We start from the raw sequence: 22191 nt of genomic DNA, 5'->3' as shown, positions 1-22191 counted from the left end.
GAACCCGTAGGGTCCTGCCATGGGCACCAGCACCGAACCCGTTCCGCCGACGCCTCCGAGGCCGCCGGCCGCTCCGTCGTCGTTGTCGCCGTCGCGCGCCGCCGACTTCATGCGGTGTCCGCTGCTGTACCGCCTGCGGGTGATCGACAAGCTGCCGGAGAAGCCGAGTCCGGCCGCCGCGCGGGGCACGGTGGTGCACGCGGTGCTGGAGCGGCTCTTCGACACTCCGGCCGGCGAGCGGACGGCGGAGCGGGCGCGGGCGATGGTTCCGGGGCAGTGGCGGCGGCTGCTGGAGGAGCGCCCCGAGCTGTCGCAGCTGTTTCCCGCCGGGGAGGGGCAGGAGCTGGCGGAGTGGCTGGAGGGGGCGGCCGGGCTGGTGGAGCGGTGGTTCTCGCTGGAGGACCCGACGCGGCTGGAGCCCGCGGAGCGCGAGCTGTACGTGGAGACGGAGCTGGAGTCGGGGCTGACGCTGCGCGGCTACATCGACCGTCTGGACGTGGCCCCGGCCTCCGGCGATCTGCGGGTGGTGGACTACAAGACGGGCAAGGCCCCGCGCCCGGAGTACGCGGACGAGGCGCTGTTCCAGATGAAGTTCTACGCGCTGGTGCTGTGGCGGCTGCGGGGGGTGGTGCCGCGCCGGCTGCAGCTGGTCTACCTGGGCAGCGGCGAGGTGATGACGTACGACCCGTCGGAGGAGGACCTGCTGGCGGTGGGGCGCAAGCTGGAGGCGCTGTGGCAGGCGATCCGGCGGGCGACCGAGTCCGGCGACTGGCGGCCGCGTCCGAGCCGGCTGTGCGACTGGTGCGACCACCAGGCGGTCTGCCCGTCGTTCGGCGGCACTCCCCCGCCGTACCCGCTGGCGGTGGTGGGGAAGAATGGGGATTCCTGAGCTGAGGAGATCACGTGGCCATTCGCGTTCTGCTGGTTGACGACCAGCCGCTGCTGCGCACCGGTTTCCGGATGATCCTGGAGGCGGAGCCGGAACTCGCGGTGGTCGGTGAGGCGGGGGACGGCCAGCAGGCTCTGGAGCAGGTGCGGGCCCTGCAGCCGGACGTCGTGCTGATGGACATCCGCATGCCGCGGATGGACGGGGTGGAGGCCACCCGGCAGATCACCGGTCCCGGGCGGGACGGCCCGGCGAAGGTGCTGGTGCTGACCACGTTCGACCTGGACGAGTACGTGGTCGAGGCGCTGCGCGCGGGGGCCAGCGGTTTCCTGCTGAAGGACGCCCCGGCGCACGAACTGGTGCAGGCGATCCGGGTGGTCGCGGCGGGCGAGGCGATGCTCGCGCCGAGCATCACGCGGCGGCTGCTCGACAAGTACGCAGGAAGGCTGCCGTCGGGCGAGGAGCCGGTGCCGCAGGCGCTGCACACGCTGACCGACCGTGAGGTCGAGGTGCTGAAGCTGGTCGCGCGGGGACTGTCGAACGCCGAGATCGCGGCGGAGCTGTTCGTGAGCGAGACGACGGTCAAGACCCATGTGGGACATGTGCTGACGAAGCTGGCGCTGCGGGACCGCGTGCAGGCGGCGGTGTACGCGTACGAGAGCGGTCTGGTGCGGCCAGGAGCGCAGTAGCCGTCCCCCGGTGGGGCGGGGGGACGTCCGGCCGTCGGGGAGGCCGGAGGCGTCGCGCGGGTCAGCCGGCCTGGTCGACCTTCTGGATTTCCCAGAAGCGGAAGACGGTGGACTGGTCGAGGGTCCATTCCAGGCCGTTGACGGTGTCCTTGGCGGCCACGTACTGCTTGCCCTGCCACAGCGGGATGATCGGGACGTCGTCGGCGACCGCGTCCTGCAGTTCCTCGAAGTCCGCGGTGGTGGAGGCGCGGTTGTCCTCGGCGGCGGTGCGCGGGATGAGTTCGTCGGTGATCCGCTGGTTCACGTAGTGGTTGGACAGCACGTTGCCGTCGCCGAAGAAGGGCGCGGTGAAGTTGTCCGGGTCCGGGTAGTCGGGAACCCAGCCGCGGACGTAGACCGCGTACTTGCCGGCGGCGATGTCCTTGGCGTACTGGTCGGCGTCGGTGGACTTGACGTCGACGTCGAACAGGCCGCTGGCGTTGAGCTGCTTGGCGATCTCCTGCAGTTCGGCCACGGTGCCGGGGCCGTAGCGGACGGGGGTGGCCCAGAGGGTGAAGCGGACCGGTTCGGTGATGCCCGCCCCGGTGAGCGCGGCCTTGGCGTGGGCGGTGTCGCCGCCCTCGCCGTAGCGGTCGAAGAAGGCGGTGTTGTGGCCGGTGATGCCCTGCGGCACGATCGAGTACAGCGGGGTGGCGGTGCGGTCGTAGACGTCGCGCATGATGGCCTTGCGGTCGATCAGGTAGGCGACGGCGCGGCGGACGGCCTTGTCGGCGACCGCGGGGTCGTCGACGTTGAAGACCAGGTGCTGGACCTCGGCGCCGGTGCCCTCGACGACCTTCATGCCGCTGTCCCCGGCGGCCGACTTCTGCTGGAGGGCGGCGATGTCCTTGGCGGCGAGGCCTCGGTAGGCGAGGTCGACGTCGCCGTCCTCGAGGGCCTTGGCGAGGCCGCTCTCCTCCTTGAAGAACTTCATGGTCATGCCGGAGTTGTGGACTTCGGCGGTGCCCTGGTAGCGGTCGTTGACCGAGAAGTCGGCCTCGTCGCCGGCGGTGTACGAGTCCAGCCGGTACGGGCCGCTGCCCATCGCCTTGTTGTCGTCGCGGAGCTTGTCCGCGGGGTACTCGCGGCGGTCCACGATGGAGCCGGCGCCGGAGGCGATCTTCATGGGGAAGGTCGCGTCGGAGTACTTCAGGTGGAAGACGACGCGGTCGGCGGTGGGAGCGTCGATCGTCTTGATCGAGTCGAGGAGGACCGCGGGACCGTTCGCGTCGTTGATCTTGAGGGTGCGCTCGAAGGAGTACTTGACGTCCTGCGAGGTGAGGGCGTCACCGTTGCTGAACGTCAGTCCCGGGCGCAGGGTGCAGTCGAAGGTCCGGCTGGACGTGTCGGTGAACGCGCACTGCTCGGCGGCCTCGGGCTCGGGCTTGGTGGCGCCCCGGGGGAAGCTCATCAGGGACTGGAAGACGTTGTTGAAGACGATCCAGGAACCCACGTCGTAACCGGAGGCGGGATCGACGGCAGTGACCTTGTCCGTGATCCCCATCGTGACGGATTTGCCCTCACCTCCCCCGTCGCCGGAGCCGCTGCCGCAGCCGGCCGTCAATATCGCTGTCGCGGACAGCGGCAGAGCCAGTAGCTGGACTCTGTTCCTCACGGGGGTACCTCACTTCGTGGTGCGAATGGGCCCGGCTGGTACGGATCCGCGCGGAACGCCCGAATCCGTACCAGCCGAGGGCTCATCCTGCCACGCCGCGCCCGAGCTCCCAGAACTGGGCGGTGGAGGAGGAATTCAGCAGCCATTCGGCACCGGTGATGTTCTCGCGGGTGACGACGTACTGCTTGTCCTGGTACAGCGGGATCATCGGCAGGTCCCGGGCCAGGATGTCCTGCATCTGCAGGAAGTCCTTGTCCGTCTGGCCGCGGTCGGCGGTCTGGCGGGTGCTGGGCAGCAGCGAGCTCTTGATGTCGCCGCCGGCGTAGTTCAGGTTGAGGAAGCCTTCGGCGAAGAACGGCGCGATGTAGGTGTCCGGGTCGGGGAAGTCGGGGAGCCAGCTGAGCGAGTACGCCGCCCACTGGCCCTTGACCGCACCCGGCAGGAAGGTCTTCCACGGGGCGCCCTTGAGCGTCACGTCGAACAGGCCGCTGGCGTTGAGCTGCTTCTGCAGGGCCACCGCCTCTTCCTTGTTCGGCGTGGCCGGGCGGTCCGTGGTGTAGGTGAACGTCAGCTTGACCGGGGTGCTGACGCCGGCGGCGGACAGGGCCTCGGCGGCCTTGTTGCGGCTGGGATCCCCGTACATGTTGAAGTACGAGTTGCTGTGACCGACGATGCCGGCGGGCACGGCGCCGAACAGCGGCGTCGCGGTCCGGTGGGTCACGTCGCGGGTGAGCGCGTCGCGGTCGATGACGTGGGCTATGGCCTCACGCACGGCCTTGTCCTTCACCGTCGGGTCGTCGACGTTGAAGAACATGTAGCGGACGGAGGGGCTGGAGGCCTCCGTCAGCTTGACGCCCGGCACCTTGCCCTGCTGGATGCTGTCGATCTGGTCGGCGGTGAAGGTGCGGTTCACCATGTCGATCTGGCCGTCGGCGAGGGCCTTCTGCATCGCGTCCGCGGTCTCGAAGAAGCGGACCTCGACCTTGCTGTTGTTGAGCTTGCCCACCAGGCCCTTGTAGCTGGGGTTGGCGCTGAGGACGGCCTTGTCGCCCTCCCACGAGTCCAGCTTGTAGGGGCCGGAGCCGGCCATCTGCAGGCCTTCGAGCGGCTTGTCGGCGGGGTACACCTCGCTGTCGACGATGGCCGCGGCGGGGGTCGCCAGCTTGTACGGGAAGGTGGCGTCGGAGGCCTTGAGGTGGAAGACCACGGTCTTCTCGTCCGGCGCCTCGACGGTCTCGATGTTCGACAGAAGGCTGACCGGGCCGTAGTCACTCTTGATCTTGATGACGCGGTCGATGGAGAACTTGACGTCCTCGGAGGTCAGCGCGTGCCCGTTGGAGAACGTCAGGCCGTCGCGCAGCGTGCAGCGGTAGGTCTCGGACTTGGTGTCGGAGAACTCGCAGGACTTGGCCGCGTCCGGGGACGGGGTCGTCGCGCTGCGCTGGTAACCCAGCAGCATCTGGAAGGTGTTGTTGAAGAAGGTGTACGTGCCACCGTCGTACGAGGTGGCCGGGTCCACGGGAGAGGGCAGTTCCTTGGACACGGCGATGTGGTCGGTGGTGCCCACGACGATCGTGTCGCCGCCGCCGCCTCCGGCGTTCGAATCACCGCATCCGGCGAGTACGGGCGCGGCGAGGCCCATCACGGCCGGCAGCACCAGCAGCTTGCGATTCATGCTCGTTGTTCTCCCTCTTCCGGCCCTCGGCCGCGCAGTCTGAGCGGGGCGACGATACCCGGAATTGCCGGTGCCCGGCATTCCGGCCGACCGCCCCCTGACACGGAGAAGTTGAGCCCGCGTCACAGACGGATAACAGGGAGTGGTGCACCGATATCCGGACAGCGGAACGAACAGCCCCTCCGCGCCCCAATACGGACACAACAGCACTACACGCACCGTCAATTGACGGGCCGAAGCACGTCCGGAGGGTGTTGTCGACGCCCGTCGACGTGAAAAGTATCACGCCCGCCGACGGGCGCCGGTAAAGAATTCGGCACCTGTGAAAGGTCACGGAAAATGAGCGAGCGGGCGCCCAGAGTTTCCACTCAATTTATGGCGACGCTCAGTGAACGGCCGTAATCAGAGAGCGCAGAAAAGGCACGTCGACGGCTTCGAGGGACGCCACGACGGCCCGTCCGGGCGCGGGCTCGATCGGGGCGATCGAGGGGACCGCCACCACCTGGCACCCGGCCGCCTCGGCGGCGCTGACCCCGGTCGGGGTGTCCTCGACGACCACGCAGCGCGCGGGGTCGGCGCCCAGGCGGGCTGCGGCGTGCAGATAGGACTCGGGGTGCGGCTTGCCCTGGGCCACCTCGTCCCCGGCGACGGAGAACGCGAAGTGCTCGGGGCCGATGGAGAGCATGACGGCGTCGATGATGCGGCGGTGGGAGGCGGAGACCAGGGCGGCGGGCACCCCGTGCGCGGCCAGTTCGGTGAGCAGGCGCCGCGCGCCCGGCATGAGCGGTACTCCCCGGCCGATGAGCTCGACGAACCGCAGGTTGATCAGCGCGGACAGCTCGGCGAGGGTGGCGTCGGTACCGGTGACCGAGATCAGGTGTCCCAGGCTGCGGGCCATCGGGCCGCCGACGACCACCTCGCGGTGGGTGTCGTCCAGGACGTGTCCGAGCTGCGCGAACACCTCGACCTCCGCGTTCCACCAGAAGCCTTCGGTGTCGACCAGCGTGCCGTCCATGTCCAGGAGGACGGCCTGCAGGCCTGCGTCCCGGGCCGGCCGGGTCTCGGTAACGGGAATACCGCTGGTCATGCGCCCCACATCCTTCACAGTCCAGGGGGCACAAAGGCCGGTCGCCTCGCGCCCCAGGGTGATGGGGGCGTGGGACCGGCCAGGTGCCGTTCGGATCGTCCAGTGTACGACGTATGACCCGTTACCGCGCGTTGAAGTACTTTGCCTCCGGATGATGGATGACGATGGCGTCGGTGGACTGCTCCGGGTGGAGCTGGAACTCCTCCGACAGCCGCACGCCGATCCGCTCGGGCTCCAGCAGCTGCGCGATCTTGGCGCGGTCCTCCAGGTCGGGGCAGGCCCCGTAGCCGAGGGAGAAGCGGGCGCCGCGGTACTTCAGCGCGAACATGTCCTCCATGGCGCCCGGGTCCTCCCCGGAGAAGCCCAGCTCCGCGCGGACCCGGGCGTGCCAGTACTCGGCGAGCGCCTCGGCGAGCTGGACGGACAGGCCGTGCAGCTCCAGGTAGTCGCGGTAGGCGTCGGCGGCGAACAGCTTGTTGGCGGCCTCGGAGACCGCGTTGCCGACCGTCACCACCTGGAGGCCGACCACGTCGGTCTCGCCGGACTCCTCGGGGCGGAAGAAGTCGGCCAGGCACAGCCGGCGGCCGCGGCGCTGGCGCGGGAAGGTGAAGCGGGTCCGCTCCGCGCCGTCCTCGCCGAGGATGATCAGGTCGTCGCCCTTGGAGACGCAGCGGAAGTAGCCGTAGACGACCGCCGCCTCCAGCAGGCCCTCGCTCTGCATGCGGTCCAGCAGTCCGCGCAGCCGCGGCCGGCCCTCGGTCTCCACCAGTTCCTCGTAGCCGGGACCGCCGGTCCTGGACTGCTTCAGGCCCCACTGGCCCTTGAACAGCGCGCCCTCGTCGAGCCAGGACGCGTAGTCCTTGAGCGGGATGCCCTTGACGATCCGCGAACCCCAGAACGGCGGGGTGGGCACGGGGTTGTCGGTGGCCACGTCCGAGCGGATCTGCCCGCGGTTCTCCTCGGTCTCCTCCGGCGCGGCCGCCTGCCCGTCCCGGCGGGCGACGCGGCGCTGCCGGAGTTCGGGCAGCGCGGCGCCGGGCACGCCGCGCTTGACCGCGATGAGCGCGTCCATCAGCCGCAGGCCCTCGAACGCGTCGCGGGCGTAGCGGACTTCGCCCTCGTAGATCTCGTGGAGGTCCTGCTCGACGTACGCGCGGGTGAGGGCGGCGCCGCCGAGGATGACCGGGAACCGGGCGGCCAGACCGCGCTGGTTGAGCTCCTCCAGGTTCTCCTTCATGATCACGGTGGACTTCACCAGCAGGCCCGACATGCCGATGACGTCCGCCGCGTGCTCCTGGGCGGCGTCGAGGATCGCCGAGACCGGCTGCTTGATGCCCAGATTGACCACGTTGTAGCCGTTGTTGGACAGGATGATGTCCACGAGGTTCTTGCCGATGTCGTGCACGTCGCCGCGGACGGTGGCCAGCACGATGGTGCCCTTGCCGGAGGCGTCGGACTTCTCCATGTGCGGTTCGAGCTGGGCGACCGCGGTCTTCATCACCTCGGCGGACTGCAGGACGAAGGGCAGCTGCATCTGGCCGGAGCCGAAGAGCTCGCCGACGACCTTCATGCCCTCCAGGAGGGTCTCGTTGACGATGTCGAGGGCCGGGCGCGCCTTCAGCGCCTCGTCGAGGTCCGCCTCCAGGCCGTTCTTCTCGCCGTCGATGATGCGCCGTTGCAGCCGCTCCTCCAGGGGGAGCGCGGCGAGTTCCTCGGCGCGGCCCGCCTTCACCGACTTGGTGTCGACGCCCTCGAACAGCTCCAGGAAGCGCTGCAGCGGGTCGTAGCCCTCGCGGCGGCGGTCGTGGACGAGGTCGAGGGCGACCTCGCGCTGCTCCTCCGGGATGCGGGCGATGGGCACGATCTTGGACGCGTGCACGATCGCCGAGTCCAGGCCGGCCTCCACGCACTCGTGCAGGAAGACCGAGTTGAGCACCGTGCGGGCGGCCGGGTTGAGGCCGAAGGAGATGTTGGACAGGCCGAGCGTGGTCTGCACGGCCGGGTGGCGGCGCTTGAGTTCGCGGATCGCCTCGATGGTGGCGATGCCGTCCCCCCGGGACTCCTCCTGGCCGGTGGCGATGGTGAACGTCAGGCAGTCGACGATGATGTCGCTCTCGGCGATGCCCCAGGTGCCGGTCAGGTCCGCGATGAGGCGTTCGGCGATCGCGACCTTGGCCTCCGGCGTGCGGGCCTGCCCCTCCTCGTCGATGGTGAGGGCGATGAGGGCGGCGCCGTGCTCCACAGCGAGCCGGGTGGTGCGGGCGAAGCGGGACTCGGGGCCGTCGCCGTCCTCGTAGTTGACCGAGTTGATCACCGCGCGCCCGCCGAGCTTCTCCAGGCCCGCGCGCAGCACCTCGGGCTCGGTGGAGTCCAGCACGATCGGCAGGGTGGAGGCGGTGGCGAGCCGGCCGGCGATCTCGTTCATGTCGGCGACGCCGTCGCGGCCGACGTAGTCGACGCACAGGTCCAGGAAGTGGGCGCCCTCGCGGATCTGCTCGCGGGCCATCTCCACGCAGTCGTCCCAGCGGCCGTCCAACATGGCCTCGCGGAACTTCTTGGAACCGTTGGCGTTGGTGCGCTCGCCGATGGCGAGGTACGCGGTGTCCTGGCGGAAGGGGACCGTCTGGTAGAGCGAGGACGCGCCCGGCTCGGGGCGCGGCTCGCGGGCGGCCACCTCGTGGCCGCGCACCCGCTCGACGACCTGCCGCAGGTGCTCGGGGGTGGTGCCGCAGCAGCCGCCGACCAGGGAGAGCCCGTACTCGCGGACGAAGACCTCCTGCGCGTCGGCGAGTTCGCCGGGGCTCAGCGGGTAGTGCGCGCCGTCCTTCCCGAGGACGGGGAGACCGGCATTGGGCATGCAGGACAGCTGGATGCCGGCGTGCCGGGCGAGATAGCGCAGGTGCTCGCTCATCTCGGCGGGCCCGGTGGCGCAGTTGAGGCCGATCATGTCGATGCCGAGCGGTTCCAGCGCGGTGAGCGCGGCGCCGATCTCGGAGCCCAGCAGCATGGTGCCGGTGGTCTCGACGGTGACGGAGCAGATGAGCGGCGCCGCGGAGTGGGCGGCGTCCAGGGCCCGCCGGGCGCCGATGAGGGCGGCCTTGGTCTGCAGCAGGTCCTGGGTGGTCTCCACGATCACCGCGTCGGCGCCGCCGGCGAGCAGGCCCGCGGCGCTCTGCTCGTAGGCGTCGCGCAGCGTGCCGTACGCGACGTGGCCGAGGGTGGGGAGCTTGGTGCCGGGGCCCATCGAACCGAGCACCCAGCGGGGGCGGTCGGGGGTGGAGTAGCGGTCGGCGACCTCGCGGGCGACCCGGGCGCCGGCCTCGGCGACCTCGTGGACGCGCTCCTCGATGCCGTACTCCAGGAGGCCGGCGTAGTTGGCGCTGAAGGTGTTGGTCTCCACGCAGTCCACGCCGGCGTCGAAGTAGGCCTCGTGCACGGCGCGGACGATGTCGGGGCGGGAGATGCTCAGGATGTCGTTCAGGCCTTCGTGGCCCTCGAAGTCGTCCATGGTCGGGTTCTTCGACTGGAGCATCGTGCCCATCGCCCCGTCGGCGACCACGACCCGCTGGGCGAAGGCCTCCCGGAGGGCCGTTGCGCGGGCGTGTGCGGGGGAGGTTCCCTCGGAGGAAGAGGCGTACGACGACGGCTGGGCCATGGATGTGCTCCCTGAGTGCGACGGCTGTCGGCTTGGCGCGCACCGGCTGTCGCTGGTACGCACCAGGCCAGCGTAGCCGGGCCGCCGGAATCCGCCTCCGGCATTCCGAAGGGCGGACCGTGGTGACACACTCGTCTCTGGGATGATGATGGTCGGCATCGTCTGACAGTGTTCAGCATTGTCGACTCGTTCATGATCGTTCCTGACAGAGGGGTTGTTCATGCCAGGTCCCATCCAGTCGCTCAGCCGCGCGGCTGCGATCCTGCGGCTGCTGGCCGGCGGGGAGCGCAGGCTCGGCCTGTCGGACGTGGCCTCCTCGCTGGGCCTGGCCAAGGGAACCGCGCACGGCATCCTGCGCACGCTGCAGCAGGAGGGCTTCGTCGAGCAGGACCCGGTATCCGGCCGCTACCAGCTGGGGGCCGAGCTGCTCCGGCTGGGCAACAGCTACCTGGACGTGCACGAGCTGCGCGCCCGCGCCCTGGTGTGGACCGACGACCTGGCCCGCTCCAGCGGCGAGGCCGTCTACCTGGGCGTCCTGCACCAGCAGGGCGTGCTCATCGTGCACCACGTCTTCCGGCCCGACGACAGCCGCCAGGTGCTGGAGGTCGGCGCGATGCACCCGCTGCACAGCAGCGCGCTGGGCAAGGTGCTCTCCGCGTACGACCCGGTCGCGCACGGCGAGGTGACCGAGATGGCGCGCGAGCCGCTGACCGCGCGCACGGTCACCGGGGCGGCGGAGTTCGAGGGCGTGCTCGACCTCACACGGGCCCGCGGCTGGGCGGCGGACCTGGAGGAGACCTGGGACGGCGTGGCCTCGATCGCGGCGCCCATCCACGACCGGCACCGCATGCCGGTCGGCGCGGTCGCCGTCACCGGCGCGGTGGAGCGGGTCTGCGAGGACGGCGACATCCGGGCCCACCTGGTCGCCGCGGTGCGGGACTGTGCCCGCGCGGTCTCCCGCGACCTGGGCGCCGGGCGGTTCTGAGCCCGGCCGGCTCCGAGCCCGGCCGGGAGACCGTTCCGCAACCTGTCGAACTCTTGACGCATCCCGTCGCGCAGGAGAACACTCTCGTTCGGCGGTCGACATTGTCGAACAGCAGCCGACGGAGTCGGTACGGTGTACGTGGCCGTGGGACCGCCGGGGGGCCTGGTGACAGGCTCGCGAACCCCTGAACGGGACAAGGGTTCGCTCTCCCCTGGACGAAGGACAAAGGAGTCGCACGTGTCCAGTGAGCACATCTTTCTCGGCGAGACCATCGGTACCGCCATATTGATCCTTCTCGGCGGCGGCGTCTGCGCGGCCGTGACCCTCAAGAGTTCCAAGGCGCGCAACGCCGGCTGGCTCGCCATCACCTTCGGCTGGGGCTTCGCCGTCCTGACCGGTGCCTACATCTCGGGCAGCCTCTCCGGCGCCCACCTCAACCCGGCCGTCACCATCGGCCTCGCCGTCGACAGCGGCGACTGGAGCGACGTCCCGGTCTACCTGGCCGGCCAGATGCTCGGCGCGATGATCGGTGCCGCCCTCGTGTGGGCCGCCTACGCCGGTCAGTTCCAGGCCCACCTGACCGACCCCGAGACCACCGGCGCGATCGAGGGCCCCCACACCACCGAGGGCGCCGAGGCCACCGCAACCACCGCCTCCGGCAAGCGGGCGGCCGCCGCTCCCGGCCCGGTGCTGGGGATCTTCTCCACCGGCCCCGAGATCCGCAACGTGGCGCAGAACCTGGCCACCGAGATCATCGGCACCTTCGTCCTCGTGCTGTTCATCCTGACCCTCGGCCTCACCAAGGGACTCACCGTCTCCGGTACCGGGACCCTCATGGTCGCCCTGGTCGTCGTCGGCATCGGCCTCTCGCTCGGCGGCCCGACCGGCTACGCCATCAACCCCGCGCGCGACCTCGGTCCGCGCATCGTGCACGCGCTCCTGCCGCTGCCGAACAAAGGGGGATCAGACTGGAGCTATGCCTGGATACCGGTTGTCGGCCCGATCGTGGGCGCGGTCCTCGCAGCCGGCCTCCACCGGATCGCATTCTGAGCAGTAGCAGCCGACGACCCCACTGGACTTGAGGAGCACACCGTGACCAACGCCCACACCGAAGGCCCCTTCATCGCCGCGATCGACCAGGGAACCACGTCCTCGCGCTGCATCGTCTTCGACAAGGACGGCCGCATCGTCTCGGTCGGACAGAAGGAGCACGAGCAGATCTTCCCGAAGCCGGGATGGGTCGAGCACAACGCCGCGGAGATCTGGACCAACGTCCAGGAGGTCGTCGCCGAGGCCGTCTCCAAGGCGGGCATCACCGCCGCCGACGTCAAGGCGATCGGCATCACCAACCAGCGCGAGACCACGCTGCTGTGGGACAAGGCGACCGGCGAGCCGGTGCACAACGCGCTGGTCTGGCAGGACACCCGCACCGACGCCCTGTGCAAGGAGCTCGGCCGCAACGTCGGCCAGGACCGCTTCCGCCGCGAGACCGGCCTGCCCCTGGCCTCGTACTTCTCCGGCCCGAAGATCCGCTGGCTGCTCGACAACGTCGAGGGCCTGCGCGAGCGCGCCGAGGCCGGCGAGATCCTCTTCGGCACCATGGACAGCTGGGTGATCTGGAACCTCACCGGCGGCGTCAACGGCGGACGGCACGTCACCGACGTCACCAACGCCTCCCGCACGCTGCTGATGAACCTGCACACCCTGGACTGGGACGACAAGATCCTGTCCTCCCTCGGCATCCCGGCCGCGGTGCTCCCGGAGATCCGATCCTCCGCCGAGGTGTACGGCGAGGCCGCCTCCGGCGCCCTGGCGGGCGTGCCGGTCGCCTCCGCGCTCGGCGACCAGCAGGCCGCGCTGTTCGGCCAGACCTGCTACTCGGAGGGCGAGGCCAAGTCCACCTACGGCACCGGCACCTTCCTGCTGATGAACACCGGCGACAAGCCGATCAACAGCTACAACGGCCTGATCACCACCGTCGGCTACCGCATCGGCGACCAGAAGCCGGTGTACGCCCTGGAGGGCTCCATCGCCGTCACCGGTTCGCTGGTGCAGTGGATGCGCGACCAGATGGGCCTGATCAAGACGGCGGCCGAGATCGAGACGCTGGCCATGTCCGTGGAGGACAACGGCGGCGCCTACTTCGTGCCGGCCTTCTCCGGCCTGTTCGCCCCGTACTGGCGCTCCGACGCCCGCGGTGTGATCGCCGGCCTCACCCGCTACGTGACCAAGGCGCACATCGCCCGCGCGGTGCTGGAGGCGACCGCCTGGCAGACCCGCGAGATCGTCGACGCGATGACCAAGGACTCGGGCGTGGAGCTCACCGCGCTCAAGGTCGACGGCGGCATGACCGCCAACAACCTGCTGATGCAGACCCTCGCCGACTTCCTGGACGCGCCCGTCGTGCGCCCCCTGGTCGCCGAGACCACCTGCCTGGGCGCCGCCTACGCCGCCGGCCTGGCGGTGGGCTTCTGGTCGGACACCGACGAGCTGCGCGCCAACTGGCGCCGGGCCGCCGAATGGACCCCGCGGATGGACGCCGCCGTCCGCGACCGCGAGTACAAGAGCTGGCTCAAGGCCGTCGAACGGACCATGGGCTGGATCGAAGAGGAGCACTGAACCGAACATGACCACCACGCAGCACGTCCCGGCCCTCGGGACGCATCCGACCGCCGGCCGGAACCCGGGCCGCGCCGAGACCCGGGAACTGCTGAGCCGCGCCACCTACGACCTGCTGGTGATCGGCGGCGGCATCCTGGGCACCTCCGTGGCCTGGCACGCCGCACAGTCGGGGCTGCGGGTGGCGATGGTGGACGCCGGCGACTTCGCCGGCGCCACCAGCTCGGCCTCCTCCAAACTCGTCCACGGCGGTCTGCGCTACCTCCAGACCGGCGCGGTCAAGCTGGTGGCGGAGAACCACATGGAGCGCCGGGTGCTGGCCAGGGACGTGGCCCCGCACCTGGTGAACCCGCTCACCTTCTACCTGCCGGTCTACAAGGGCGGCCCGGTCGGGGCCGCCAAGCTCGGCGCCGGCGTCTTCGCCTACTCGGCGCTGTCGGCCTTCGGCGACGGAGTGGGCCGGATCATCTCCCCGTCCCGGGCGGCGGCGGCCAACCCGGCGCTGCGCACGGACGACCTCAAGGCGGTGGCCGTCTACTACGACCACCAGATGAACGACTCGCGCATGGCCGTGATGACGGTGCGCGCCGCGGTCGACGCGGGCGCCGTCGTCCTCAACCACGCCGAGGTGACCGGGCTGCGCTTCACGCACGGCCGCGTCACGGGCGCCGACCTCAAGGACCGGCTGGACGGCACCGAGTTCGGCGTCGACGCTCGGCTGGTGCTCAACGCCACCGGCCCCTGGGTCGACCACCTGCGGCGGATGGAGGACAAGGGCGCCGCGCCCAGCATCCGGCTGTCCAAGGGCGCCCACATCGTGCTCAAGCGCAAGGCGCCGTGGCGGGCGGCCATGGCGACGCCGATCGACAAGTACCGCATCACCTTCGCGCTGCCGTGGGAGGACCAGCTGCTGCTGGGCACCACGGACGAGGAGTACACCGGCGACCCGGCCGACGTGGCGGCCACCGAGGCCGACATCGCGCAGATCCTGGACGAGGCCGCCCATTCCGTACGGGACGAGCACCTGTCCCGCGACCTGATCACCTACGCCTTCGCGGGTCTGCGGGTGCTGCCGGGCGGCCCCGGCGGGGTGGAGAAGGCCAAGCGCGAGACGGTCGTGACCGAGGGCAGCGGCGGCATGCTGTCGGTCGCGGGCGGCAAGTGGACGACGTACCGGCACATCGGGCGCACGGTCATGGGCAAGCTCGCCAAGCTGCCCGGCGGCCCGCTGAACGAGGACATGGAGCCGCTGGACCACCTGCCGCGCCGGGTGCCCCTGCCAGGGGTCGCCAACCCGAACGCGGTCGCCCACCGGCTGCTGGTCGACCGCGACCCGGGCCACCGCATCGACCCGCTGACGGCCCGTCACCTGGCCACCCACTACGGCGCGTTGTCCTTCGACATCGCCCGCATGGTGAACGAGGACCCCGCGCTCGGCGAGCGCATCCACCCCGACGGCCCGGAGATCTGGGCCCAGGTCGTCTACGCCCGCGACCACGAGTGGGCGCAGACCGCGGACGACGTGCTGCGCCGCCGCACCACCGTGACGGTGCGGGGACTGGACACCGCGGACGTCCGCGCCCGCGTGGAGGCCGTCCTGGCCGCCCGGCGCGGCTGACGCCCGCACCCACGGGCCCGGGTGGGCTGCGCTGGTCGCGCAGCCCACCCGGGCCTTTGGCGTTCCAACCCGCCCCGCGGCAGGACGTCTTGGCGCCGGGTTGACATCGGCGCGTTCCTGAAACACTCTTTAACTACTTGATTAGTTAAAGGGGGGTTGACGCATGGTCGAGTTCCGCATCGACCGGCGCAGTGGGGTCGCCACCTACCTGCAGATCGTCCACCAGACCAAACAGGCCCTGCGACTCGGGCTGCTCCGGCCCGGCGACCAGCTTCCCACCGCCCGCGAGGTGGTCGAGACGACCGTGGTCAATCCGAACACCGTGCTCAAGGCCTACCGCGAACTGGAGCGCGAGGGGCTGGTGGTCGCGCGACGCGGCCTCGGCACCTTCGTGCAGAAATCGCTCGGCGCCGCGCCCGCCGACTCGCCGCTCGCCGCTGAGCTGGCCGGCTGGATGCGCCGGGCGCGCGAGAGCGGGCTCGACCGCGAGGACGCGTCCGCGCTGTTCCACTCCGTGCTGGACCAGGAGTTCATCGAGGGGGAGAAATGAACGAGGAACCGGCCGCTCTCGAGGCGTCCGGGCTCACGGTGCGCTACCCGTGGAGCCGCGAACCCGTCCTGCGGGACTGCTCGTTCCGGCTGCCCGCGGGCCGGATCTGCGCACTTGTCGGGCCCAACGGCGCGGGCAAGTCGACGCTCCTCGCGTTGGCCGCGGGGCTGCTGCGGCCGGCCGAGGGGCAGATGCGCGTGCTCGGCACGACGCCCGCGACCGCCCGTGCCCGCGTCGCGTACGTCGCCCAGGACAAGCCCCTGCACCCGCACCTCACCGTCGCCGCGACGCTGCGCCTCGGCGCGGAGATGAACCCCGGCCGCTGGCACCACGAGGTGGCGCTGCGGGTCGTGGAGGCCGGAGGGCTGTCCCCCAGCGCCCGGATCCGCGGCCTGTCCGGCGGTCAGCGCACCCGCGTCGCCCTCGCCCTGGCGCTCGGCAAACGGTCCGAACTGCTCCTGCTGGACGAGCCGCTGTCCGAACTCGACCCGCGGGCCCGGCACGAACTGACCGGCATCCTGCTGGCCGAGGCGGTGGAGCACGGCACCACGGTCGTGATGTCCTCCCATGTCGTCCCGGAACTCGAGAACTCCTGCGATCACCTGCTCCTGCTCGGCGGCGGACGGATCCGGCTGGCCGGAGGCATCGAGGACCTCCTCGCGGCCCACCGCCTCCTGACCGGAGTCGGCGAGGACCTCGGAACCCACACCGTCATCGAGGAGCGCGCCTCGGGCCGGGGACGCACCGCGCTGGTCCGCCCCGCCGGAGCGGTCGACAGCGGCAGTTGGCTGGTGGAGAACCCCGGACTGGAAGAACTGGTCCTCGCCCACCTGCGCAATCCCGGGGCGCCCGCCCTGATCACCGGCAGCGCCGATCCCATGTCCCGGCAGGAGGCCGCCGCATGACCGCCCTGACGCTCCCCCCGCTCCGCCTCCGGGGCTCGTACGGCCTGACCTGGTCGGTGCTGCGCGTGCACCGTACGGCCCTGTGGATCTGGACCGCCGTTGTAGCCGCCGGAATCGGTGGACTGGTGTGGTCGCACCGGCTGAGCGGCACGTCCGGGGGACTCGGCGGCCTTCCCGCCGACGACGCCGGCCTCCGACTGGCCGGCGAGGCGATGGCCCTCCTCCCGTTCGCTGCCGCCGCCTTCGCGGGCGGCGCGCTCATCGGCCGCGAGCTGGAGAACGGCACCGCCGCCCTCGCCTGGACCCAGTCGGTCAGTCCGGCCCGCTGGCTGGCGGCCAAACTCGCCGTGCCCGCCGCGCTGCTCACCGCCGGCACGGCCGTCCTGTCGCTGCTCTTCCGATGGGTCTGGACCGCGGGTCCGAGCAGCGCGGCACCCCCGTGGTACGACGACGCGATCTTCCTCGCCGGCGGCCCGGCCGGCATCGCCCATGTCCTGCTCGGGCTGGCAGTGGGCGCCCTGAGCGGCCTGCTGATGCGGCGCGCACTCAGCGGTCTCGGCTTCGCCTTCTTCGCCACCTTGCTGGTGGAGGTCGTCCTGGCGATGTTCCGGTCGCATCTGTGGCCGACGACCCGGTGGACCGGCTTCGAGGCGGCCCGTCTGCCCCACACGGCCGACCGGTTCGAGATCGGCGTCATCACGGCCGCAGGGAAATACGTGGCCGGCCCCGAGTGCAACATGGATGTGCCGGGAGAGTTCCGGCGGTGCCTGGCGGACCACGGTTACACGGATGCCTACGCCGTGGGCCATCCCGCCTCTCACTTCTGGCCGATGCAAGGAGTGGAGACGGCGATCGTCCTGACCCTGGCCGCCCTCGCCTGCGTCGCCGCCTTCGCGCTGCTCCGGCGCCGGGTCGCCTGAGCAGGCCGGTCGAACCGGCCGGACTCCCCCTCCGTGTACCGTCCGGGAGCACTGCCGACCGCGCCTGGAGGACCGATGACCACCGATCCGCAGCCCATCACCCGCATCCCCCGCTCGGGACTGCCCGCCCACGCGGTCGTCGTGGGCGACCCGGCGCGGGCGGCGGACGTCGCCGGGATGCTGGCCGGGGCCCGCGAGGTGGCGCACCACCGCGAGTACCGCACCTTCACCGGCACGTGGAAGGGCACTGCCGTGGTGGTCGCCTCGCACGGGGTGGGCGCGCCGGGGGCGATGCTGCTGTTCCAGGAGCTGGTGGAGGCCGGGGTCCGTACGATCCTGCGGCTGGGCACCGCGGGGGCGATCAGGGCCGGGATCGGCGACGGCGACCTGGTGATCGCCGAGGCGGCCGTACGCGACGACGGGGTCACACAGCAGCTGCTGCCGCCGGAGTACCCGGCGTTCGCGACGCCGGAGGCGGTGCTCGCCCTGGAGCGTGCGGCCCGGGCCCTGGACGCGCCGCACCACCGCGGCGTGGTCTGGACGCGGGCGGCCTTCCAGCCGGGCTTCCTCCCGCTGCCGGGCGAGGCGTACGCGGCCGCCGGGATCGCGGCCATCGAGATGGAGCTGTCGGCGCTGCTGGTGCTCGCGTCCACGCGGGGGCTGGTGGCGGGCGGCGCGCTGGTCGTGGACGGGGCGAACGCGGACGACCTCGTCGACGTCGAGGCGACCGGCGGCTACGACCCGTACCGCTCAGTGGTCGCCGAGGGGGTGGCCCGCGGCAGCCGGGTAACGTTGGACGCCTTGCATCTGCTGGCCACGAGTACGGAAGCGACGTGAATTGACATCCTCCCTGCCCTGAAGGACGGGGATTCCTGGCTCACGTGGGCTGGGGACCAGCGGTCCGCCAGCTCTTGCACGATCGGCACCAGCCGGGTTGAGGCCAGCCCGGACCAGCATCACGCGGGCGGAGTTCTTGTCCCTGGACGAGACGGCTCCGCACGGGGTGCAGGTGTAGGTACGTTCCGAAAGAGGAAGTGCGTGCTTGGTTCTCGCTCCGCACGACGCGCAGTCCATGGTGGTGTGCGCGGGATGCACCAGGCGGACGTCCCGCCCGTGCTTGCGGCCCATCTCGATCAGGGCCGTCTTCGTGGCCCCGATCGCCGCGTCCGCCGCCTTGCGCGCCATGCTCGACTTCGCCAGGAACTTCGGCCGGAAGTCCTCGACCGCGATGACGTCGTGGTCACGGACGACGCGCTTGGCCCACTTGCAGGCCGTGTCCTGCCGTTGGCGCGCGATCTTCTTCGACACCTTTGCCGCGGCCCGGCGAGCCCTGCGGTAGCCGGCGGTGTCGGGCTTGTTGTTCGGGGTGCGGCGGCGGGCCATCATCTTCTGGTAGCGGGCGAGCTTCGCCGCGGCACTCTTGCCGTGCTGGGGGTGGGGCAGGTCATAAAGGTCGCTGGTCGTGGTCGCGGTCTCGCGGACCCCCCAGTCGATACCGATCACCGCTCCCGTGGCGGGCAGCGGCTGCACGTGGACGGCGACGACGAAGCTGGCGTACCAGTGGCCGAGGCTGTCCCGGTGGACGCGGACGGAGGTGGGGGCGGCGGGCAGGTCGCGGGACCACACCACCGTCAGGGCGATGTCGCCCGCCAGGTGCAGGCGCCTGTCCTTGAGCCGGAAGCCGCGGGTGGTGTAGTTCAGCGTCGGGTCGGCCTGGCGCTTGCGCTTGACGCGGGGCATTCCGGCCCGCTGCCGCATCGGCAGCCGCGCCGTGATGTCCTTCAACGCCTTCGCGCGGGACGTGCCGAAGTCCCGGATCGTCTGCTGCTGCGCAACCGAACTGCCGTCCCGCAGCCACGCCATCGACCGCCGCGCCTGGGTCAGCATCCTGTCGAGCTGCGCCGGGCCGCACGTCATCTTCTGCCCGGAGGTCCGGTTCAGGGCGTGGACCTTGCGGGACACGGCCACGCACTCGTTCCACACCCACCGGCACCGCGCCCACTCCGCCTCCAGACCGGCACGCGCCGTCGACGACACCCGCAGCCGGAAGGTGTACCGGGCATGCCCGAACCCCCGCCCCGCCATCACGGTCATCGTCATGCCACGGAACGTAACAGCCGCCACCGACAACGAAAGAGAGCGCAGGTCAGAACAGATGCGCAGCCAACTCCGCCGCTTCGCGGCTCCGACCCGAGGACCCATTCCTCCCCGGCCTGAAGGCCCGGGCATCCTGGGAGAAAACAGGTGAGCGTTCAGGACGCCGATCTGCTGGTGCACGGCGGCGATGTGCTGACCGTCGACGCGGCGGGCACCGTCGTATCGGACGGGGCGGTCGCGGTGCGCGACGGCGCAATAGTCGCCGTCGGCCCGGCGGCGGAGGTGCGTGCCGCGTACCGGGCCGCCGAGGAGATCGACGCGGCGGGCTGCCTGGTGCTGCCCGGCCTGATCAACACCCACACCCATCTGGCGATGACCCTGCTGCGGGGCTGCGCCGACGATGTGGACCTCCAGGAGTTCCTGGCCCGCGTGATCCCCCGCGAGGCCGAACTGCTGTCGCCGGGCGCGGTGGCGGCCGGGGTGCGGGTCGCGGTGGCGGAGAGCGTGCGCGCGGGCGTCACGACCGGCCTGGACATGTACTGGTTCCACGAGTCCGCGGAGGAAGCGGCCCGGCAGGCGGGCTGGCGGCTGCTGGCCGGCCCGACGTTCATGGACGTCCCCGGCCCGCCGGACGGCCGCCCCTACGAGGACCGCATGGCCTGGGCCGCCGCCGACCTCGCGGGACGCGTCGCGCACGCGCCGGGCACCCGCCCGGTGGTCTTCGCGCACAGCGCGTACACCCTGGACCCCGACCAGCTGGTGGCAGTCGGCACGCTGGCCCGCGAGCACGGCGCGCTGCTGCACGTCCACGCGGCGGAGAACGCCGCCGAGGTCGCCATGGTCGTCGAACGCCACGGCAAGCGCCCGGTGGAACTGCTGGACTCCCTCGGCGTCCTCGGCCCCGACGTGCTCCTCGCACATGCCGTGGACCTCACGGACGGCGAGATCGCCGCGCTGGCCAGGACCGGCACGGCCGTCGCGCACTGCCCGGTCTCCAACCTGAAGCTGGGCTGCGGCATTGCCCGCGTCCCGGACCTGCTGGCCGCCGGTGTCACCGTCGGACTCGGCACCGACGGCGTCGTCAGCTCCAACACCCTCGACGTGCTCGGCGCGGTACGGGCCGCCGCGCTGGTCCACAAGGCCGGTGGCGACCCCACCGCCGTGGGCGCCGAGCAGGCCGTGCGGATGGCGACGATCGAGTCCGCCCGGGCCCTCGGCCTGGCGGCCCACCTCGGCTCCCTGGAGCCCGGCAAGCGCGCCGACCTCGTCGTCCTCGACCTGGGCGGGCCGCACCTGGCCCCGCGCCACGACCCGTGGTCGATGCTCGCGTACGCCGCCGCGGCCGCCGACGTCCGCGACACCGTCGTGGACGGCCGCGTCCTGATGCGCGACCGCACGCTGCTGACCCTGGACGAACCGGCCGCGCTGCGCGCGCTGGAGGCGCTGGAGCAGGAGCACCCGGCGTGACCTCCGCGCTGGAACCCACCCGCGGCTTCACCGGCCGCGCCCGGGCCGTCGACCGCGACCCGCGGCTGCCGCCCGGCCAGTACGACGCGCGCGACGACTGGCCGGTGCTGTCGGCCGAGGTCACCCCGCGGATCGCGGCGGCGGAGTGGACGCTGCGCGTCGACGGCCTGGTGGCGGCGCCGCGCACCTGGAGCTGGGACGAGGCGCGGGCCCTGCCCCCGTCCTCCTACCGCGGCGACATCCACTGCGTGACCGGGTGGTCGAAGTTCGGCGTGCACTTCGGCGGGGTGTCGCTGGACGCCTTCCTGGCGGCGGTGCGCCCCTCCCCCGCGGCCACGCACGTCGTGGCGTACGCGCACACCGGCTACGCCGCGGGCCTGCCGCTGGCCGACGTCACCGGCGGCCGGGCCTGGATCGCCTTCGAGTACGGCGGCGCGCCGCTCGCGCCCGAGCACGGCGGCCCGGCCCGGCTGGTCGTGCCGCACCTGTACTTCTGGAAGAGCGCCAAGTGGATCGCGGGCATCCGCCTGCTCGACCACGACGAGGCGGGCTTCTGGGAGCAGAACGGCTACCACCCCCGCGGCAATCCGTGGCAGGAGCAGCGCTACGCCCATGACTGACCTCGCCGTACCCGCCTTCGTCCCGCCGACGCGCTTCGCCGTGCCCGGCCGCGTCGCGGTCGGCGAGGCCGCCGCCGCGATGTGGCGGCGCGCCACGCTCACCGAGGTCCGCCGCGAGACCCCGCGCGCCGCGACGTTCCGCTTCGCGGTGCCCGGCTGGGCCGGGCACCTGCCGGGCCAGTACCTCACGCTGCGCCTGACGGCGGCCGACGGCTACACGGCCCAGCGCAACTACTCCCTCGCCTCCGCGCCGGACGGCTCGGGCCACATCGAGCTCACCCTCGACCACGTCCCGGACGGCGAGGTCTCCGGCCATCTGCACACCGTCGCCCGCCCCGGCGACACCGTCGAGGTCCGCGGCCCGCACAGCGGCTTCTTCGCCTGGTCGGGCGACCGGCCCGCGCTGCTGCTCGGCGCCGGCTCCGGGGTCGTGCCGCTGATGTCGATGATCCGCCACCACCGGCTGCGCGGGCTCGACGTGCCGCTGCGGCTGATCGTCTCGGCCCGTACGCGCGAGGACCTGATCTACGCCGGCGAGTACGGGGCGGAGACCACCGTCGTCCTCACCCGCTCCCAGGGCCGGCTGGGCGCCGCGCATCTGGCCCCGTACCTGGCCGACCCTCCGTCGGGCGGCTGGGAGGCGTACGTGTGCGGCGGCAACGGTTTCGCGGAGCACGCCTCCCGGCTCCTGGTGGACGGCGGGCAGCCGGCCGGGCGGATCCGCATCGAGCGATTCGGCTGATCAGCGACCTTCGGGTATTCTC

The 22191-nt window shown here is 71.5% G+C and carries 18 protein-coding genes; 13 read left to right on the top strand and 5 right to left on the bottom strand.

Annotation, left to right across the window (positions count from 1 at the left end; genetic code table 11):
• Positions 1–19: 19 nt before the first annotated feature.
• Together ABZ883_RS16480 and ABZ883_RS16475 are read left to right on the top strand one after the other, a co-directional pair.
• A complete protein-coding gene (locus tag ABZ883_RS16480) occupies positions 20–889 on the top strand; it encodes a PD-(D/E)XK nuclease family protein (protein ID WP_360906323.1) in 870 nt (289 codons plus the stop codon).
• A gap of 14 nt (positions 890–903) precedes the next feature.
• A complete protein-coding gene (locus ABZ883_RS16475; protein WP_319661988.1) occupies positions 904–1575 on the top strand; it encodes a response regulator transcription factor in 672 nt (223 codons plus the stop codon).
• A 61-nt stretch (positions 1576–1636) separates the two neighbouring features.
• Here the strand turns inward: ABZ883_RS16475 and ABZ883_RS16470 are convergent, their stop codons facing one another.
• The 4 genes from ABZ883_RS16470 to metH form a co-directional block, all read right to left on the bottom strand.
• Complete coding sequence (locus ABZ883_RS16470; protein ID WP_360906322.1) at positions 1637–3229, bottom strand: ABC transporter substrate-binding protein; 1593 nt, start codon at positions 3227–3229, stop codon at positions 1637–1639.
• 82 nt (positions 3230–3311) lie between these two features.
• Positions 3312–4904, bottom strand: a complete 1593-nt coding sequence (locus ABZ883_RS16465; protein ID WP_360906321.1) for an ABC transporter substrate-binding protein — start codon at positions 4902–4904, stop codon at positions 3312–3314.
• A gap of 385 nt (positions 4905–5289) precedes the next feature.
• Positions 5290–5991 (bottom strand): HAD family phosphatase, encoded by a 702-nt coding sequence (locus ABZ883_RS16460; RefSeq protein ID WP_360906320.1) that lies wholly within the window; start codon positions 5989–5991, stop codon positions 5290–5292.
• Between the two features lie 121 nt (positions 5992–6112).
• Complete coding sequence (gene metH / locus ABZ883_RS16455) at positions 6113–9646, bottom strand: methionine synthase (RefSeq protein WP_360906319.1); 3534 nt, start codon at positions 9644–9646, stop codon at positions 6113–6115.
• Between the two features lie 220 nt (positions 9647–9866).
• On the opposite strand from metH, the gene ABZ883_RS16450 reads away from it, so the two are divergent.
• The 8 genes from ABZ883_RS16450 (at position 9867) to ABZ883_RS16415 (ending at position 18080) form a co-directional block, all read left to right on the top strand.
• A complete protein-coding gene (locus tag ABZ883_RS16450) occupies positions 9867–10631 on the top strand; it encodes an IclR family transcriptional regulator (RefSeq protein WP_360906318.1) in 765 nt (254 codons plus the stop codon).
• A gap of 237 nt (positions 10632–10868) precedes the next feature.
• Complete coding sequence (locus ABZ883_RS16445) at positions 10869–11681, top strand: MIP/aquaporin family protein (protein WP_360906317.1); 813 nt, start codon at positions 10869–10871, stop codon at positions 11679–11681.
• Between the two features lie 42 nt (positions 11682–11723).
• The gene (gene glpK / locus ABZ883_RS16440; protein WP_360906316.1) at positions 11724–13250 is read left to right on the top strand and encodes a glycerol kinase GlpK; all 1527 of its coding nucleotides are present in this window, start codon (positions 11724–11726) and stop codon (positions 13248–13250) included.
• Positions 13251–13257: 7 nt separating this feature from the next.
• A complete protein-coding gene (locus tag ABZ883_RS16435) occupies positions 13258–14868 on the top strand; it encodes a glycerol-3-phosphate dehydrogenase/oxidase (RefSeq protein WP_360906315.1) in 1611 nt (536 codons plus the stop codon).
• Between the two features lie 163 nt (positions 14869–15031).
• Complete coding sequence (locus tag ABZ883_RS16430; RefSeq protein WP_360906314.1) at positions 15032–15418, top strand: GntR family transcriptional regulator; 387 nt, start codon at positions 15032–15034, stop codon at positions 15416–15418.
• The gene (locus ABZ883_RS16425) at positions 15415–16323 is read left to right on the top strand and encodes an ABC transporter ATP-binding protein (RefSeq protein ID WP_360906313.1); all 909 of its coding nucleotides are present in this window, start codon (positions 15415–15417) and stop codon (positions 16321–16323) included. The genes ABZ883_RS16430 and ABZ883_RS16425 overlap by 4 nt, the downstream gene beginning before the upstream one ends.
• Positions 16320–17243, top strand: coding sequence for an ABC transporter permease (locus ABZ883_RS16420; protein ID WP_360906312.1), 924 nt, complete (start codon positions 16320–16322; stop codon positions 17241–17243). Before ABZ883_RS16425 ends, ABZ883_RS16420 begins: the two co-directional genes overlap by 4 nt.
• Before the next feature lie 75 nt (positions 17244–17318).
• Positions 17319–18080, top strand: a complete 762-nt coding sequence (locus ABZ883_RS16415; protein ID WP_360906311.1) for a purine-nucleoside phosphorylase — start codon at positions 17319–17321, stop codon at positions 18078–18080.
• Here the strand turns inward: ABZ883_RS16415 and ABZ883_RS16410 are convergent.
• The gene (locus tag ABZ883_RS16410) at positions 17994–19343 is read right to left on the bottom strand and encodes a transposase (RefSeq protein ID WP_360906310.1); all 1350 of its coding nucleotides are present in this window, start codon (positions 19341–19343) and stop codon (positions 17994–17996) included. The genes ABZ883_RS16415 and ABZ883_RS16410 overlap by 87 nt on opposite strands.
• 144 nt (positions 19344–19487) lie before the next feature.
• Between ABZ883_RS16410 and ABZ883_RS16405 the strand changes: the two genes are divergently transcribed.
• Genes ABZ883_RS16405 through ABZ883_RS16395 form a run of 3 tightly spaced genes read left to right on the top strand, consistent with a single transcriptional unit; the run spans position 19488 to position 22169 of the window.
• Positions 19488–20807: an amidohydrolase gene (locus ABZ883_RS16405; protein ID WP_360906309.1), complete on the top strand. Its 1320-nt coding sequence runs from the start codon at positions 19488–19490 to the stop codon at positions 20805–20807.
• A gap of 8 nt (positions 20808–20815) precedes the next feature.
• Entirely contained in the window at positions 20816–21427 is a 612-nt protein-coding gene (locus ABZ883_RS16400) for a sulfite oxidase-like oxidoreductase (protein ID WP_360906500.1), read from the top strand.
• A complete protein-coding gene (locus tag ABZ883_RS16395; protein WP_360906308.1) occupies positions 21420–22169 on the top strand; it encodes a ferredoxin reductase in 750 nt (249 codons plus the stop codon). The genes ABZ883_RS16400 and ABZ883_RS16395 overlap by 8 nt, the downstream gene beginning before the upstream one ends.
• Positions 22170–22191: the final 22 nt, after the last annotated feature.

The sequence above is a fragment of the Streptomyces sp. NPDC046977 genome, from assembly GCF_040644455.1.
In the GTDB taxonomy this organism is placed as follows: domain Bacteria; phylum Actinomycetota; class Actinomycetes; order Streptomycetales; family Streptomycetaceae; genus Actinacidiphila.
Note: the sequence above shows the minus strand (reverse complement) of the source record. Positions and strands in the feature narration are given on the sequence as shown.

Excerpts from the sequence above, each read along its gene's own strand:
- ABZ883_RS16450 (WP_360906318.1), top strand. The coding sequence starts at position 9,867 with ATGCCAGGTCCCATCCAGTCGCTCAGCCGCGCGGCTGCGATCCTGCGG.
- ABZ883_RS16430 (WP_360906314.1), top strand. The coding sequence starts at position 15,032 with ATGGTCGAGTTCCGCATCGACCGGCGCAGTGGGGTCGCCACCTACCTG.
- ABZ883_RS16415 (WP_360906311.1), top strand. The coding sequence starts at position 17,319 with ATGACCACCGATCCGCAGCCCATCACCCGCATCCCCCGCTCGGGACTG.
- ABZ883_RS16460 (WP_360906320.1), bottom strand. The coding sequence starts at position 5,991 with ATGACCAGCGGTATTCCCGTTACCGAGACCCGGCCGGCCCGGGACGCA.
- ABZ883_RS16425 (WP_360906313.1), top strand. The coding sequence starts at position 15,415 with ATGAACGAGGAACCGGCCGCTCTCGAGGCGTCCGGGCTCACGGTGCGC.
- metH (WP_360906319.1), bottom strand. The coding sequence starts at position 9,646 with ATGGCCCAGCCGTCGTCGTACGCCTCTTCCTCCGAGGGAACCTCCCCC.
- ABZ883_RS16480 (WP_360906323.1), top strand. The coding sequence starts at position 20 with ATGGGCACCAGCACCGAACCCGTTCCGCCGACGCCTCCGAGGCCGCCG.
- ABZ883_RS16395 (WP_360906308.1), top strand. The coding sequence starts at position 21,420 with ATGACTGACCTCGCCGTACCCGCCTTCGTCCCGCCGACGCGCTTCGCC.
- ABZ883_RS16420 (WP_360906312.1), top strand. The coding sequence starts at position 16,320 with ATGACCGCCCTGACGCTCCCCCCGCTCCGCCTCCGGGGCTCGTACGGC.
- ABZ883_RS16410 (WP_360906310.1), bottom strand. The coding sequence starts at position 19,343 with ATGACGATGACCGTGATGGCGGGGCGGGGGTTCGGGCATGCCCGGTAC.
- ABZ883_RS16435 (WP_360906315.1), top strand. The coding sequence starts at position 13,258 with ATGACCACCACGCAGCACGTCCCGGCCCTCGGGACGCATCCGACCGCC.
- ABZ883_RS16465 (WP_360906321.1), bottom strand. The coding sequence starts at position 4,904 with ATGAATCGCAAGCTGCTGGTGCTGCCGGCCGTGATGGGCCTCGCCGCG.